This is a genomic window from Metabacillus flavus (genome assembly GCF_018283675.1).
Classification (GTDB): Bacteria; Bacillota; Bacilli; order Bacillales; family Bacillaceae; genus Metabacillus_B; species Metabacillus_B flavus.
Map to the genome: position 1 here is coordinate 1,639,682 of NZ_JAGVRK010000001.1, position 13,855 is coordinate 1,653,536.

Genomic DNA, 13,855 nt, shown 5'->3' on the forward strand with positions numbered 1-13,855 from the left:
CTAAAGTCATGCCGGAAGGAAAAAACAGACCGAATTTAGGACCTATGAGGATGATCAATGACTTCTTCGAAAACCGCCCATCAAAATCATTGCTTGATACAATCGATGACATCTTTACACGGAATCCCAACAAAATGTACTTTGGAGTGGACATGAGAGAAACGATGACCCACTATATAATTAAAGCGGAAATTCCCGGTGTATCAAAAGAGGAAATTGATTTGGAACTGGAGAATCAGCATCTGAACATACGGCTGTTCCCTGAACCCAAAAATAAAGACGGGGCCAAATGGGCAGGAGCAAGCCGGACCATTGAGCTTCCCGGCAACGCGATTTTGCAGGACATGAAAGCTCAATACAGAAGCGGAATTCTCAGCGTTCGCTTTCCTAAAAAACAAGGAAAAAAAATTACCGTCGAATAAAAATCGGGCTTAACCTCATATGGTTAAGCCCGATTTTTGTACTAAATAAGGAAAAACAACACAATGCCTATCAACGCAAACATAATCATAAACAATAGCCAAAAAAGCTGTTTATTACGAGGAGTAAACCATCTGAGAACAGAACCTGCAGCCGCGATAATCAAAAACGCACCTGCCCATTCAGAAAGCACCGTAAACGGCTTTACAGTAAACCTTCCAATCTGCATGATGGATAAAATCACAGTAAATAAATCACTACATTTTAAAAAAACAGGAAAATCATTCTTTTCATAATATATCCTCAACTTTCAATCCATTTATATATGTTAGCCAATTTGCATAATATATTTCAAATTTCGATAAAAATTGAGGATAATGGCCTGCGTTTATTTAGTGTTTTATAGGAAGGTGCAGTTGAAATGTGAAATGCACGGGTAATAGTGCTAAGAAGGGAGAATACCTGGCAATGGGGTGCAGAGGGGAGAATGCGCGGCAAGAATGCCTGGCAATGGGGTGCAGAGGGGAGAATGCGTGGCAAGAATGCCTGGCAATGGGGTGCAGAGGGGAGAATGCGTGGCAAGAATGCCTGGCAATGGGGCGCAGAGGGGAGAATGCGCGGCAAGAATGCCTGGCAATGGGGTGCAGAGGGGAGAATGCGTGGCAAGAATGCCTGGCAATGGGGTGCAGAGGGGAGAATGCGTGGCAAGAATGCCTGGCAATGGGGTGCAGAGAGGAGAATGCGTGGCAAGAATGCCTGGCAATGGGGTGCAGAGGGGAGAATGCGTGGCAAGAATGCCTGGCAATGGGGTGCAGAGGGGAGAATGCGCGGCAAGAATGCCTGGCAATGGGGTGCAGAGGGGAGAATGCGTGGCAAGAATGCCTGGCAATGGGATGAAGATGGGAAAATGCCTGGCATTGGGGTGCAGAGGGCGGAATGCCTGGCATTGCGGTGCCATATCGCTGAATATCTGCAACGATAAGAGGGGCTGGCCCTATAAGATCCAGTTCAATATAGCTTTGTTAAAAATAATGGAAATTGGTTATTTGACGAAGCTTCATAATGCTGAATAATACGTCAATTCGTATGATTTGCTTTTAGAGTGATATAATAAAATTTAGGTAAATTTTTTAAAAAAAGGGGAATGAACGATGAATACTCCAACTAAAACCTGCAAAGAATCCTTTGTTGTTAAAACATCCATGGTGCTGCCTCCGGATACAAATAATCATGGTACTCTTTTTGGAGGAAGGCTGATGGCCTATATCGATGATGTGGCTGCAATCGCTGCGACCAGGCATTCAAGAACGCTCGTGGTGACGGCCTCCACGGATTCTGTTGATTTTCTGCACCCTATAATGGTTGGACATTCCGTTTGTCTGGAAGCATTTGTAACCTATACTGGAAGAACGTCCATGGAGATCTTTGTGAAAGTGGTTGCCGAGGATATGCTCTCAGGTGACCGCAATGTCTGTGCGTTAAGCTTCCTGACTTTCGTAGCTGTCGATGCAAATAATAAACCAACGCCAGTACCGCAGGTTATACCTCAAACGGAGATGGAAAAACAGCTGAATGAAACTGCGAAAGCACGGGCCCAGGCTAGAAGAAACAGAAAACAGGAATTTGAAAAAATGGCGGAAATGTTCGGTACGGATATGCCTTGGTAAGGAGAACCATAATTTATTCCATAAACTGGACCGGTTTTTTCGTCAGTCTGACTTCTTTTTAGTCCTTAATTGTGATTTAATGAGGGTATAAAAGCATTATGGTTCGGGGAGGATCCGTTATGAAAATTAACTTTACGAAACAGCAGTATCATACTCTTTTGAAAATGCTTTACCTCTCAACTTGGGTAGGGGCAAGGGAAGAGCACGAGGAGCAGGCGGATGAATTTTTTGATTTGGAAAATTATGTCCTGTCCTTTGCCAAATCATACGGGGTGGAGCATTTAGTAGATTATGATTCTCTGGAGGATGAATACTATGCTTCCCGCCAGCTGGATGAGGAGCTGGAAGACATTATTGCCGATTATGAGGAAGAGGTCTTCTGGGATAAGCTTTGCGCATTGCTTGCCCGCCGTGATTTAATGAAAGAAGAAACGGTTATGAATACATACAGCCCTGAACAGCGTTTTGAACGGCTCATGGAAATAGAAGACAAGTATCATCAATATTTTGAAGAATTCGGTCTTGAAAAGGTTAAAATAGATTAGATTCGCTTTCTGGTTCCCTGATGGGGACCAGTTTTTATATAGGGGACCAAAAAAATTAATTAATAGGCTAAAAAAACGGATCGGTCTTGTGAGAGCGGTCCGTTTCTGTATGGAATGTTTTTCTATTAAAATACCATTTAAGCAATGTAGGCACAGCAAGTACAATAACAAAAAACGAATAAACTGCAATGAGCTCACGATTGCTGCATCTCCGCCGATGCTTTCCGCTGGTCAGCACCATTTCAACAAGGCCCGAGACAAAGCAGACCAGTTTCGAGGGACAAACTGGTTATTATTGAGAATGGGATTCCAAGTCCCAGCGAAAGCACGATAAGTAAGACGGTGTAGATGAAAAAAGGTAAGCCTGCTCGGCCGGCTTTTTTTAAATCCTGAACGGACATTTTTGAACCGATGCTTGTTCCAATCATAAGCTGTGAAGCCGTTACAAGCCAATGGGGCAAGTGAGGGATGGGAAAGCCAATAATATTCATATGGGCTGCATTTATCATTGAACCGACAACATAGAAGGCAGGAAGGATTTTTCTTAAGAAAAATCCGGTTAGGACATGAATAGCAAATAATAAAAACGCAGCTGGATGTACTTCATGAAATGAACGTCCGGCGGCAGCAGCTTGAAGCCCGGTATCACCTTGCCCTAAAACAAAGGTTACAACGAAGGGGATTAGGAATACGACAGAAAGGATCCGGATGGTTTGCAATACGGATACAATCCCCACATTGCCCTTTAATGAATCGCTTGCAGCCACCATTTCCGACAAGCCCCCTGGAATGGATGCAAATACACTTGTAATCGATCAAGTCCTTTCTTTTTGGCAAGAAAAAATCCAGCACGGATACTAAATGATAATAAAATAATGGTTAAAAGGGTATAAGGGAGAAAGAACGGCCCTGCTTGTGCGAATGTTTCTCTGGTAAAAGACGTTCCGAAGTAAATTCCCGTAATCGTAAATGCGGTATTTTTAAGGAGAAAGGGAGTATGAAATGCTCCCTGCCGCAATGATTTAAACAGCAGAAGAGAAGTCAATGGGCCTAGAATCCAGGGAAGCGGCAGATGAAGATAAAAATAGATCAATCCGCCAGCGATTGAGATGGCGAATGTTTTTATTACTATGAAAGCTGGCTTCATGCTCAGACACTCCAATCGTCTATCCATATTTTATCAAGAGGGGGATGCTCATACATGTTTATCTTCACAAAAGAGGATATACGTCACATAGACCGGCAGGCAGAAGAAAGAGGATTAAGTGAATTTACATTGATGGAAAACGCGGGTGCAGGGCTTTATAGAGAAATTTCCTCCCTGATTACCAAGCAGCAGAGGATTTGCATTGCAGCAGGAAAAGGGAATAATGGCGGTGACGGTATCGTTCTTGCCAGGTACCTGCTTCTAAATGGCTATCAGGCAAACCTGTTCTTTCCGTTTGGTCCCCCTGAAGAAGATGGGACAGCAGGCCGGCATTTCCGCTATTTGAAAGCCTGCGGTTTTTCCCCGGTTACGGATGACCTTAAGGGTGATGTGATTGTTGATGCACTGTTTGGTATTGGCTTTCAGCTGCCCTTAAGAGAAGAGGCAAAAGTATGGATAAGACAATTGAACGGGGAGCCGGCGCTTAAAATTTCTATAGACATTCCTTCAGGAGTGGAAGCTGACCATGGTTCTGTCAGTGAAGCGTTCCGGGCGGACTATACATTTTGTCTGCATGGATATAAGCCTTCAGCGTTTTTGGTTCCATCCGGAACATATTACGGCAAAACCGCAGCGGTACCTATCGGACTTCCTCAGGAAGGAAAGATAAGGGTCTGGACAGAGGAGGATGCAATTAACGCGTGGCCATCCTTCGCCGCTTCAGCACATAAAGGAATCTTTGGCACCGGGTATATCATTGCCGGAAGCGACCATATGCCGGGCAGTGCCCTGCTTGCAGCGAAAGGGGCGCTAAGAAGCGGTATTGGAAAGCTGATTATTGGGACAAGTCAATTTGCTTCAGCAATCCTGGCAGGTGAAGTCCCTGAAACCACATACGAATTTGACGGACTTGAAAAAACGGCAAACGGGTCCATACCTAAAAAACTGAAAGCAGCCGCAATTGGACCTGGTTTAGAGAATGAGGATTTAATTGAACAAGCTGTACAAACCTTGCTGGAAGGAGATTTCCCCGTCGTTTTGGACGCAGGTGCCCTTCAAAAACGGCGTTATATGAAAAGAGAGATCCCCCCAATTCTTACGCCCCATCCAGGTGAGTTCAGCAGAATGACAGGATTGACGGTAAAGGACATTCAGAGCAGCCGGATCCAGACTGCTCTTCAATATGCGGCAGAAAACGAAGTTATCCTTATTTTAAAAGGAGAACAAACGGTCATCGCCTTTCCGGATGGTGATGCCATTATTAACCTGACAGGTAATTCTGCGCTCGCAAAAGGGGGAAGCGGGGATACCCTTACCGGAATTCTTACAGCTTGTTTGTGTACCCATCGGACCATTAAAGAGGCAGCTGCAAATGCGGTTCTTATTCATGGAATGACAGCAGATTTGTGGGTAAGCAAATATGGAGTTAGAACCATGACAGCCAGTGATATTTCGGATATGATTCCTGAAGTAATGAAGAATCTAGAGAACAAAAAGGGGATCTGAGATGAATGAAGAGATTATGTATTATCCCATGCGGGAAACGGAAAATATGGGATAAACAGCCCGGTCTTGGACCAGTTCCGGCTCAGTCCGCTTACACTGGCATTTTTCACAAGCTCTGTCAAACATATGCCCGTACCTTTTTTACTTCCTGGGTTATCCTCTCAGCCAAGCATGGATTTTTAAAACCAGAGGAGCTGGTTCCTGGAAATTACGATCTTGCATTTCAAATGAAACATCCCGATATGATTAGCATTCGAGAACTGCAGAAACAGCTGGATGAAAAGGAATTGAATGATGCCGATCAGATTGTCATGCTGGGCGGAAAAAAATTTGATCAGATTCTATGCAAAGTTTTTGGGAGATCGGCGATATTTCCTTTGAAGGGTTCAAAGGGAATTGGTGATATGCAGAGAAAACTTAAAGTAGCGGTGGAAAATAAAACTGAAATCATTTGACGCCGATTCTATTGCAGAACCAATCACATTAATAATAGTATGGTATGAAAAGAACGCTTCAGGATGGCGTGTGCTTTCGGGGCAAAGATTTAACCAGCTAGGTTTGCCAGCGGATTTTGTGCGATAATGACGGTGAATAGGAAACAATATTAAAAAGCAGCTTTCCGCTTGTCAGCAGCGACCGATAAATGGGTTGGAATTTATCTGTTTTGAATGATAAACTTTTTTTACAAAGCCTACATGAGAAGGGGATTATACATATGAAAAAAGAATTTGCAGTAATCGGGCTTGGACGGTTTGGCGGCAGCATCTGCAGGGCATTAAGTGAAGAAGGCATGGAAGTGATGGCGATTGATAATGATGAGGACCGCGTTAATGAGTTCGCGAATATCGCGTCTCATGCGGTTGTCGGAGACACGACCGATGAAGCGGTTCTTAAAAGCCTGGGAATCCGTAATTTTGATCACGTGATTGTTGCGATAGGCGAAAATATTCAAGCAAGCATTCTTACTACATTAATTTTAAAAGACTTAGGTGTGAAAAATATTACGGTAAAAGCCCAAAACGATTACCACGAAAAAGTGCTGGCTAAAATCGGAGCAGACAAAATTGTTCATCCTGAGCGTGATATGGGAAGAAGGATTGCCCATAATATTATTTCAAACAACGTGCTGGACTATCTTGAGCTGTCTGATGAACATAGCATTGTGGAAATTGCTGCAGACAAGAAGCTTGCCGGCAATACCCTGATTAATCTTGATATTCGTGCTAACTATGGTATTAATATAGTGGCCATAAAAAGGAACAAAGATATTATTGTTTCACCTCAAGCAGAGGAAGCTATTGAGCTTAATGATATTCTGATTGTCATTGGGGCGGATTCCGATATCGACCGTTTTGAAAGGAAAGTACTGAACGTATAAGGAAATTAACAAACGCTCTCATTGTAAGGGCGTTTTTTAATGCAAAAATGATTGACTGATGTATGTGAATCCATTAACATATAACAAAATAATATTGATGATATGTATACTCGTATAATCTTGGAGATAAGGTCCATAAGTTTCTACCAAACTGCCGTAAAGAGTTTGACTACGAGAAGAATAGAGAAAATATTCTGCTCTTCTCCCGGTCACTTCATCTGTGAGAGGAGTTTTATTATGTCGATTAATAAAATGAAAGAAAGAAACGATGCTGCATCGGGCAAAGAAATGGCGGACCTGCTTATAACAAATGTGATTGTGGCAGATGTTTTCAACCACGAACTTGTAAAGATGGATATCGCGATTAAAAATGGAGAGTTTATCAGCTGCGGACGCAGGGCCGCTAAAAAAGTAATTGATGGAAAAGGAATGTACATGATTCCTTCGTTTATAGATTCACATGTGCACATTGAGTCTTCAATGGTCACACCCTCTGAATTTGCAAAGGCTGTTCTTCCGCATGGGGTAACGACGGTGATTGCCGACCCTCATGAGATCGCCAATGTTTCGGGAACAGATGGAATTCGATTCATGCTCGAACAATCAGAAAATCTGCCCCTTGACATAAGGATTATGCTGCCGTCTTGTGTTCCTGCAGCAAGCTTTGAAGAGAGCGGAGCCATTCTGAATATGTCCGATTTAGTCCCGTTTGCAAATCACCCTAGGGTACTCGGTCTTGCGGAAGTAATGGATTATCCATCATTAGTAAATGGTGAACAAGATATGCTGGACAAAATTTATATGGCTTCAAGCCGTTCAATGCCGATTGATGGCCATCTTGCCGGTTTGCCTTTAGAATTAATCGACCTTTACAGGACGGCAGGTGTGAAAACCGATCACGAAGTCGGTTCTGCAGAGGAAGCGGTAAACCGGATTCGGAGAGGAATGTATGTTCAAATCAGGCAGGGATCTGTGGCGCAGAATCTTTCTGCTGTCATTCAGGCAGTTACTCCTCTGAATTCAAGAAGGTTTATTTTTTGCACGGATGATAAGCATCTTGATGAGCTAAAAGAAGAAGGAAGCATTGACCATCTTGTAAGACTCTCTATTGAAAAAGGAATCGATCCGCTAACAGCTATTCAAATGGCATCAATCAATGCAGCCGAGTGCTACGGACTTCAGAAAAAAGGAGCGATTGCTCCAGGGTTTGAGGCTGATTTCATTTTAACCGATGACTTAACAAGCCTGACTATAAGAAAAGTATTCAGACTGGGGAAAGAATGGGCTGTAAATGGTAATCTCATCTCCCGAGACTGGCCGGTCTCTGAGCCGGTTCAAGATACGCTGTTAAATACGGTCCATATCGGTCCCTTTAAACAGGAACAACTCGCTTTGCCTATACAAAAAGAACAGGAAGTCCCTATTATTGAAATCCTGGCCAATCAGCTCATCACAAAAAAAAGGATGGAGAAAACATCTGAATCAGAGGGTGTTTTTAATGCAAACGTTGAACTAGATCATTTAAAGCTGGTGTGTGTGGAGCGTCACCGGTCATCAGGAAAAGCCGGAGTAGGCATAGTGAAAGGACTTAAACTGAAAATGGGATCCATCGCAGTGTCCATTTCACATGATTCACATCATATTATGGCGGCAGGAACGAATGATAAAACCCTTTTTGCAGCGATCAGCCGCTTGGAGGAACTTCAAGGCGGGATGGTTGTCGCAGATGAAAAGGGAAGTATTTTAGCCGAATTGTCTCTTCCCATTGGCGGACTGATGTCTGACAGGCCATATGAGGAAGTCATCCAAAGAATGAAAGGCATTCATCATGCCTTGAAAAAGACGGGCTTTAACGAACCATTTAACCCATTCGTTATGCTTTCCTTCCTTGCATTGCCGGTCATTCCAGAGATTAAACTGACAGTAAACGGATTGTTTGATGTGACTAAATTCGAACATATCCATCTATAATGACAAAAAACGAACTGACCAGTCAGTTCGTTTTTTTGTATAACCTGTACCATTTATCCAGTTCATTTTTAAATGATAGATAGGCTTTGTTTTCCGTCTGGTGGATGTACATACAAAGACTTTCAACAATGATTTCATTTATCGGGCTTTTATTTAATTCATCTTTTAAGGAGATAAGAGCAGACTTAAGCTTTTCCTCACCTTCCTTAATCTCATCAATCCATAACGAGAGCAAGTGGCCGATGCGCTGTTTTGGCTTGTTTTCCGCAATTTTGAGCTCTGACAAGATGATTTTTGCTTCTTCCTCCTGTATAAGCGGATGATCCCCAGTTTCCATAAAGCTCTTAATTAAGTAATCCATTCTTTTCATAAGATAGGGCCCCATCTCTGGAATTGGAAATGCTTGCTTTCCTTTAATCATCAGGGCTAAAAATTCCTTTACCATACCCTCAAGCAAGACTACCAGATCATATAAAAATGGCTTAGCCTTTGCACCGTAAACATCCTCAAGCCTTTCAGAGTACCAGGCAAACAGACGAAGTCTGACTGTTTTTAAGTAATGGAACAGCTCGCTGTTTTCTTTCATAATTTGTTCTCTGATTTGCATATGAAGAAACTCATTGTGGGTGGAATAGATGAAAAAAATACTTGATAGCTGCTTTTCAAAGCTTTCTCTAAGATTCCCGTCAGCTTCATGCAGCTCATCCATTTTCTCAAAGAGGGTTTCAAAATGATGCTCAAAAATTGAAAACAGAAGATCTTCCTTTGAGCCGAAATAATTGTAAATCGAGCCTTTTGCAACTCCGGCGGCATCTGCAATTTCCTGAATAGAGGTTTGATGATAACCTTTTTGAGAAAAGCATTTAATTGCGCTGTTTATGATAACTTTTTCACGATCCTTCAATGACATTTACACCTTTCTCAAGTGGACTCAGGCTTTTAAATGGAGAGGGAGCAGGCAGCTTTCTGCTGTTTTTGGAGATATGAACAAGCTCTGCCTTCACTCCATATGACTGTAGTGTTTTTACTAGTCTTTTTAATCGATCAATTGACTGCTCCATAACCGGCTCCTTTTTTGTTTTAACAATGCTTGCTTCGATGATGATTCCCGCTTCTTGCACTAGCCTGCCGCATATAATTGCAGGGTGTCAAGATCAGAATTTACCTTTAGCATACTTAATATTTTAAATGAATTTTATCTATTTGTAATTGACGGAAACTCATACGTCATATAAAATATGACTGGATGGTCAGTATAGTTGAATTATAGACTTTCTGTCCAAAACATTCAATAGCCGGGAGAGAGATTAATGAATTCAGAAATGGCTCAGTGGCGGGATTTTCTCATGCCATATAAATTCGCTCTTGATGAATGCAAATTAAAAATAAACATGATTAAAGAAGAGGCTTTCCTCTCAGGCAGCTATCATCCCATTGAGCATGTAAAAGCAAGAATCAAACAGCCGGATAGCATTTTAGGAAAGCTGAAAAGAAAAGGGATTGACCCGTCCCTAAAGAATGCAGCGGACCATTTGCAGGATGTTGCAGGAATCCGGATTGTCTGTTCCTTCGTTAAAGACATATACTTAGTGGCGGAACAAATTGAAGAAAGAACAGATCTTGCGATTCTTGAAAAAAAAGACTATATCCAAACTCCAAAGCCAAATGGATACCAAAGCATGCACTTCATTGCAGAGGTGCCTGTTACATTGAGATCGGGTGTGAAAAAAGTAAAGGTTGAAATCCAGCTCAGGACCTTAGCAATGGATTTTTGGGCGAGTCTGGAGCATAAAATTTTTTATAAATTCGAAAGGGAGATTCCTGATTATTTAAAGCAGGATTTGTATGAAGCTGCCATGGCGGTTCAAGTTTTGGACCAAAAGATGGAGCATATTAGAGATGAAATTGGAACAATTGAAGATTCGCGGGAACAAATTCTTATGCCATTATAGGAGGAACATAAATGGAGCAAGACATTAATAGAAAATTAGTTTTAACGGGGTTAATTATCGGGATGTTTTTCAGTGCGCTGGAACAAACGATTGTCGGGACGGCGATGCCTACAATTATTGGGGAACTAAATGGATTTTCGATCTTTGCATGGGTTACCACAGCTTACTTAATTACATCCACAACAGTTATTCCGATAACAGGAAAACTCTCGGACATATTTGGAAGAAGAAAGCTTTATTTAATCGGTACAATTCTTTTTATCATTGCTTCGGCCCTCTGTGCGACGGCGGAAACAATGGAACAGCTGATTATATACCGGGGGCTGCAGGGTATTGGCGGCGGAATGATCATGCCGCTTTCTCAAACCATTATCGGCGATATTTTCACAGCAGAACAAAGAGCAAAGTGGCAGGGAGTATTTGGTGCAATATTCGGGTTAAGCTCAGTTATTGGACCTTTCATTGGAGGACTGCTTGTTGATACGATCAGCTGGCATTGGATTTTCCTGATTAACGTACCGTTCGGATTGCTGTCGGCTATCCTCATTTTTGCAGGAATGAAGCACGAAGTAATAAGGGGAAAAGGCAAGGCGAAAATAGACTTTCTGGGAATTGCGACTCTCATTCCAGCTCTTGTCTGTTTATTGCTTGAGCTTTCTCTCGGCGGGGATAAGTTTGAATGGCTATCTGCACCAAGCATTGCGTTTATTGCCGGAGCCATTCTCTTTACAGGATTATTCATTGCGGCAGAGAAGAGGGCAGAAGAGCCGATTCTGGAACTTTCACTCTTTAAAAACCGTGTTTTCTTTACTACGAACATGATCGGATTTTTACTTGGATTGGGCATGTTTGGTGCGATCATGTTTGTTCCGATGTTCATGCAGGGAATCATGGGGGTTTCTCCTACAGTAGCAGGCTCTACGATGACGCCGATGATGATTGCATTGATCGCAGCAAGCGTTATCGGAGGAAGGCTATTGCTAAAATGGACATTCAGGACCGTATTAACTGCTGGTATGGCCATTACAACCATTGGATTTTTCCTGATGAGTACAATGGGAACAGGTACCCCTCAGTGGCTTGCCTATACATTTATGGTGGTGCTTGGACTGGGGATGGGACTCGTGATGCCGACCATTATGATAGCTGTACAAAATGAGTTTCCAAAGCATCAGCTTGGTACGGTAACATCTGCTTCTACATTCTTCCGTTCAATTGGCGGAACCATTGGTGTAACGGTACTAAATGCCGTGATGAATCATTCTCTGCAGCAGTCTATTGCGGAGCAGAAATTTTCAATCGGCGCGGGACCTGCACCTGATGCGAATGCGTTATTCGGAATTTTGATTAACCCTGAATTATTGCAGATTCCAGAGGCTCAAAAAAATGCGCTTATCGGAGCGATTAAAGATATGTGGGTTTCTTCGTTTTCCATAACGTTTTTAACAGGATTGGTCTTCGTCCTGGCCGGCATCCTGTTTGCACTCTCAGCAGGGAAGGGAAGAGTCAAAAGAGATTCAGAAAAACTCACCGAAGACATTCCTTCTGCTGCAAACTAATGAAAAGCGGCCGCTCTGATGAGCGGCCGCTTTTATTCTTTATACCTCCATGATGATCGGAAGGATCATTGGCCGGCGCTTTGTTTTTTCATAAAGGAACGGTGCAAGGGTATCTGTAATCTCATTTTTAATTTCAGACCATTGACTCGTTCTTCTGTCCATAATTTTCGTAATATGCTTGGTGATCAGATCCTGTGCATCATTAATCAAATCTCCGGATTCTCTCATGTAGACGAATCCTCTGGAAATTAAATCTGGACCTGCGGCAATTTTGAAATCCTTCATATTGATGCTCACTACTACAATGACAAGCCCCTCTTCGGAGAGGATACGGCGGTCCCGAAGCACAATGTTTCCGATATCGCCAATTCCGCTTCCATCAATGTACACGGAGCCTGAAGGGATTTTGCCTGTGACACCGGCTTCACTTCCGCCAAGAGCCAATACTTCACCATTGTCCATGATAAAGCAATTCTCAGCTGGTACACCGCAATCCATGGCATGCTTCATATGCATTTTCTGCATGCGGTGCTCCCCGTGTATCGGCATGAAATATTTAGGCTTCATAAGACGAAGCATTAATTTCTGTTCTTCCTGGCCGCCGTGTCCGGACGTGTGAATATCACTCAATGGTCCGTGAATAACTTCTGCTCCCGCACGGAACAGCTTATTGATAGTCCGGCTGACGCTCACTGTATTGCCCGGAATCGGGGAAGATGAGAAGACAACGGTATCTCCCTGGATAATCTGAATTTGACGGTGAGTGCCGTTCGCAATTCTGGAAAGGGCAGCCATTGGTTCTCCCTGGCTTCCTGTACAAAGAATTACAACCCGGTTAGCCGGCATCCGGTTAATCGCATTTGGTTCGATAAATGTATCTTTTGGGCATTGGATATAGCCGAGGTCCTGTCCAATTTGGATGGCAGCTTCCATGCTTCGTCCGAAAACAGCCACTTTTCGGTTGTTAATGACTGCAGCTTCTACCACCTGCTGAAGGCGGTGGATGTTCGATGCGAACGTAGCAAAAATAAGACGGCCATCAATTTTTCTGAAGATCTCATTGATGCTGTCGCCAACCTTGCGCTCCGACATCGTGAAATGAGGCACTTCACTGTTCGTACTGTCGGATAAGAGGCAAAGCACGCCATCCTTGCCGATTTCAGCCATTTTCGTTAAGTTGGCCGGTTCTCCTACTGGAGTAAAGTCAAACTTAAAATCTCCAGTATGTACAATGCTTCCAGGAGGAGTTTTTACAACTACTCCGTAAGAATCCGGTATACTGTGAGTCGTGCGGAAGAACGTGACGGACGTTTTTCTGAATTTAATCACGTCTTCTTCCTGTATTTCATGAAGCTTCGCAGTTCTGAGCAAACCATGCTCTTCTAATTTGTTGCGAATTAGGCCCAGCGCAAGCTTCCCGCCATAAATCGGAATGTTTAATTGTCTTAAAAGATAGGGGATTCCTCCGATATGGTCTTCATGTCCGTGCGTAATAAATAAGCCTTTAATTTTGTCTTCATTCTTTACTAGATATGTGTAGTCAGGAATAACATAGTCAATTCCGAGAAGCTCTTCTTCAGGGAATTTAATTCCTGCATCAATCAGAATGATTTCATCCTGAAACTGAACACCGTACGTGTTCTTTCCGATTTCACCCAAACCTCCGAGGGCAAAAACGGCAACTTGGTCGTTTTTTACGAATTTCATTGA

The 13,855-nt window shown here is 42.9% G+C and carries 15 protein-coding genes and 1 riboswitch; of the genes, 10 read left to right on the forward strand and 5 right to left on the reverse strand.

Annotated elements, in window-relative coordinates:
• Window positions 1–8 precede the first annotated feature (8 nt).
• The 4 genes from J9317_RS08435 to J9317_RS08450 all read left to right on the forward strand — a co-directional run bounded on the left by J9317_RS08435 (window position 9) and on the right by J9317_RS08450 (window position 2,632).
• On the forward strand, window positions 9–422 hold the full coding sequence (locus J9317_RS08435) for an Hsp20/alpha crystallin family protein (RefSeq protein ID WP_211557858.1): 414 nt from the start codon (window positions 9–11) through the stop codon (window positions 420–422).
• 531 nt (window positions 423–953) lie between these two features.
• On the forward strand, window positions 954–1,493 hold the full coding sequence (locus tag J9317_RS08440) for a hypothetical protein (protein WP_211557859.1): 540 nt from the start codon (window positions 954–956) through the stop codon (window positions 1,491–1,493).
• 78 nt (window positions 1,494–1,571) lie between these two features.
• Window positions 1,572–2,087: an acyl-CoA thioesterase gene (locus J9317_RS08445; RefSeq protein ID WP_035413126.1), complete on the forward strand. Its 516-nt coding sequence runs from the start codon at window positions 1,572–1,574 to the stop codon at window positions 2,085–2,087.
• Between the two features lie 119 nt (window positions 2,088–2,206).
• Window positions 2,207–2,632 (forward strand): hypothetical protein, encoded by a 426-nt coding sequence (locus J9317_RS08450; RefSeq protein WP_211557860.1) that lies wholly within the window; start codon window positions 2,207–2,209, stop codon window positions 2,630–2,632.
• A gap of 242 nt (window positions 2,633–2,874) precedes the next feature.
• Here J9317_RS08450 and J9317_RS08455 read toward each other — a convergent pair whose 3' ends face one another.
• The gene (locus J9317_RS08455; protein ID WP_211557861.1) at window positions 2,875–3,402 is read right to left on the reverse strand and encodes an AbrB family transcriptional regulator; all 528 of its coding nucleotides are present in this window, start codon (window positions 3,400–3,402) and stop codon (window positions 2,875–2,877) included.
• Window positions 3,378–3,779, reverse strand: a complete 402-nt coding sequence (locus tag J9317_RS08460) for an AbrB family transcriptional regulator (RefSeq protein WP_211557863.1) — start codon at window positions 3,777–3,779, stop codon at window positions 3,378–3,380. Before J9317_RS08460 ends, J9317_RS08455 begins: the two co-directional genes overlap by 25 nt.
• A 54-nt stretch (window positions 3,780–3,833) precedes the next feature.
• Here J9317_RS08460 and J9317_RS08465 point away from each other — a divergent pair, with 54 nt between their 5' ends.
• From J9317_RS08465 to ade, 4 genes are all read left to right on the forward strand, one after another.
• A complete protein-coding gene (locus tag J9317_RS08465; protein ID WP_211557864.1) occupies window positions 3,834–5,285 on the forward strand; it encodes an NAD(P)H-hydrate dehydratase in 1,452 nt (483 codons plus the stop codon).
• A 5-nt stretch (window positions 5,286–5,290) separates the two neighbouring features.
• Entirely contained in the window at window positions 5,291–5,740 is a 450-nt protein-coding gene (locus J9317_RS08470; protein WP_211557865.1) for a DUF6884 domain-containing protein, read from the forward strand.
• A 260-nt stretch (window positions 5,741–6,000) separates the two neighbouring features.
• Window positions 6,001–6,663, forward strand: a complete 663-nt coding sequence (locus tag J9317_RS08475; protein ID WP_211557866.1) for a potassium channel family protein — start codon at window positions 6,001–6,003, stop codon at window positions 6,661–6,663.
• Window positions 6,664–6,753: 90 nt separating this feature from the next.
• Window positions 6,754–6,855: riboswitch (purine riboswitch) on the forward strand.
• Between the two features lie 45 nt (window positions 6,856–6,900).
• Entirely contained in the window at window positions 6,901–8,634 is a 1,734-nt protein-coding gene (gene ade / locus J9317_RS08480; protein WP_249292080.1) for an adenine deaminase, read from the forward strand.
• Between the two features lie 22 nt (window positions 8,635–8,656).
• On the opposite strand, the gene J9317_RS08485 is transcribed toward ade, so the two are convergent.
• A complete protein-coding gene (locus J9317_RS08485) occupies window positions 8,657–9,538 on the reverse strand; it encodes a TetR/AcrR family transcriptional regulator (protein ID WP_211557867.1) in 882 nt (293 codons plus the stop codon).
• Window positions 9,525–9,755 (reverse strand): hypothetical protein, encoded by a 231-nt coding sequence (locus J9317_RS08490; protein ID WP_211557868.1) that lies wholly within the window; start codon window positions 9,753–9,755, stop codon window positions 9,525–9,527. Before J9317_RS08490 ends, J9317_RS08485 begins: the two co-directional genes overlap by 14 nt.
• A 189-nt stretch (window positions 9,756–9,944) precedes the next feature.
• On the opposite strand from J9317_RS08490, the gene J9317_RS08495 reads away from it, so the two are divergent.
• Window positions 9,945–10,586, forward strand: coding sequence for a GTP pyrophosphokinase (locus J9317_RS08495; RefSeq protein ID WP_211557870.1), 642 nt, complete (start codon window positions 9,945–9,947; stop codon window positions 10,584–10,586).
• Between the two features lie 11 nt (window positions 10,587–10,597).
• Window positions 10,598–12,145, forward strand: a complete 1,548-nt coding sequence (locus J9317_RS08500) for an MDR family MFS transporter (protein WP_211557872.1) — start codon at window positions 10,598–10,600, stop codon at window positions 12,143–12,145.
• A 39-nt stretch (window positions 12,146–12,184) separates the two neighbouring features.
• On the opposite strand, the gene rnjA is transcribed toward J9317_RS08500, so the two are convergent.
• The gene (rnjA, locus tag J9317_RS08505) at window positions 12,185–13,852 is read right to left on the reverse strand and encodes a ribonuclease J1 (RefSeq protein ID WP_211557874.1); all 1,668 of its coding nucleotides are present in this window, start codon (window positions 13,850–13,852) and stop codon (window positions 12,185–12,187) included.
• Between the last annotated feature and the right edge of the window lie 3 nt (window positions 13,853–13,855).

What these genes read in the sequence shown, in the direction of transcription:
- J9317_RS08435 (WP_211557858.1), top strand. Translation starts at nt 9, where the DNA reads ATGCCGGAAGGAAAAAACAGACCGAATTTAGGACCTATGAGGATGATC.
- J9317_RS08445 (WP_035413126.1), top strand. Translation starts at nt 1,572, where the DNA reads ATGAATACTCCAACTAAAACCTGCAAAGAATCCTTTGTTGTTAAAACA.
- J9317_RS08450 (WP_211557860.1), top strand. Translation starts at nt 2,207, where the DNA reads ATGAAAATTAACTTTACGAAACAGCAGTATCATACTCTTTTGAAAATG.
- J9317_RS08455 (WP_211557861.1), bottom strand. Translation starts at nt 3,402, where the DNA reads ATGGTGGCTGCAAGCGATTCATTAAAGGGCAATGTGGGGATTGTATCC.
- J9317_RS08460 (WP_211557863.1), bottom strand. Translation starts at nt 3,779, where the DNA reads ATGAAGCCAGCTTTCATAGTAATAAAAACATTCGCCATCTCAATCGCT.
- J9317_RS08465 (WP_211557864.1), top strand. Translation starts at nt 3,834, where the DNA reads ATGTTTATCTTCACAAAAGAGGATATACGTCACATAGACCGGCAGGCA.
- J9317_RS08470 (WP_211557865.1), top strand. Translation starts at nt 5,291, where the DNA reads ATGAAGAGATTATGTATTATCCCATGCGGGAAACGGAAAATATGGGAT.
- J9317_RS08475 (WP_211557866.1), top strand. Translation starts at nt 6,001, where the DNA reads ATGAAAAAAGAATTTGCAGTAATCGGGCTTGGACGGTTTGGCGGCAGC.
- ade (WP_249292080.1), top strand. Translation starts at nt 6,901, where the DNA reads ATGTCGATTAATAAAATGAAAGAAAGAAACGATGCTGCATCGGGCAAA.
- J9317_RS08495 (WP_211557870.1), top strand. Translation starts at nt 9,945, where the DNA reads ATGAATTCAGAAATGGCTCAGTGGCGGGATTTTCTCATGCCATATAAA.
- J9317_RS08500 (WP_211557872.1), top strand. Translation starts at nt 10,598, where the DNA reads ATGGAGCAAGACATTAATAGAAAATTAGTTTTAACGGGGTTAATTATC.
- rnjA (WP_211557874.1), bottom strand. Translation starts at nt 13,852, where the DNA reads ATGAAATTCGTAAAAAACGACCAAGTTGCCGTTTTTGCCCTCGGAGGT.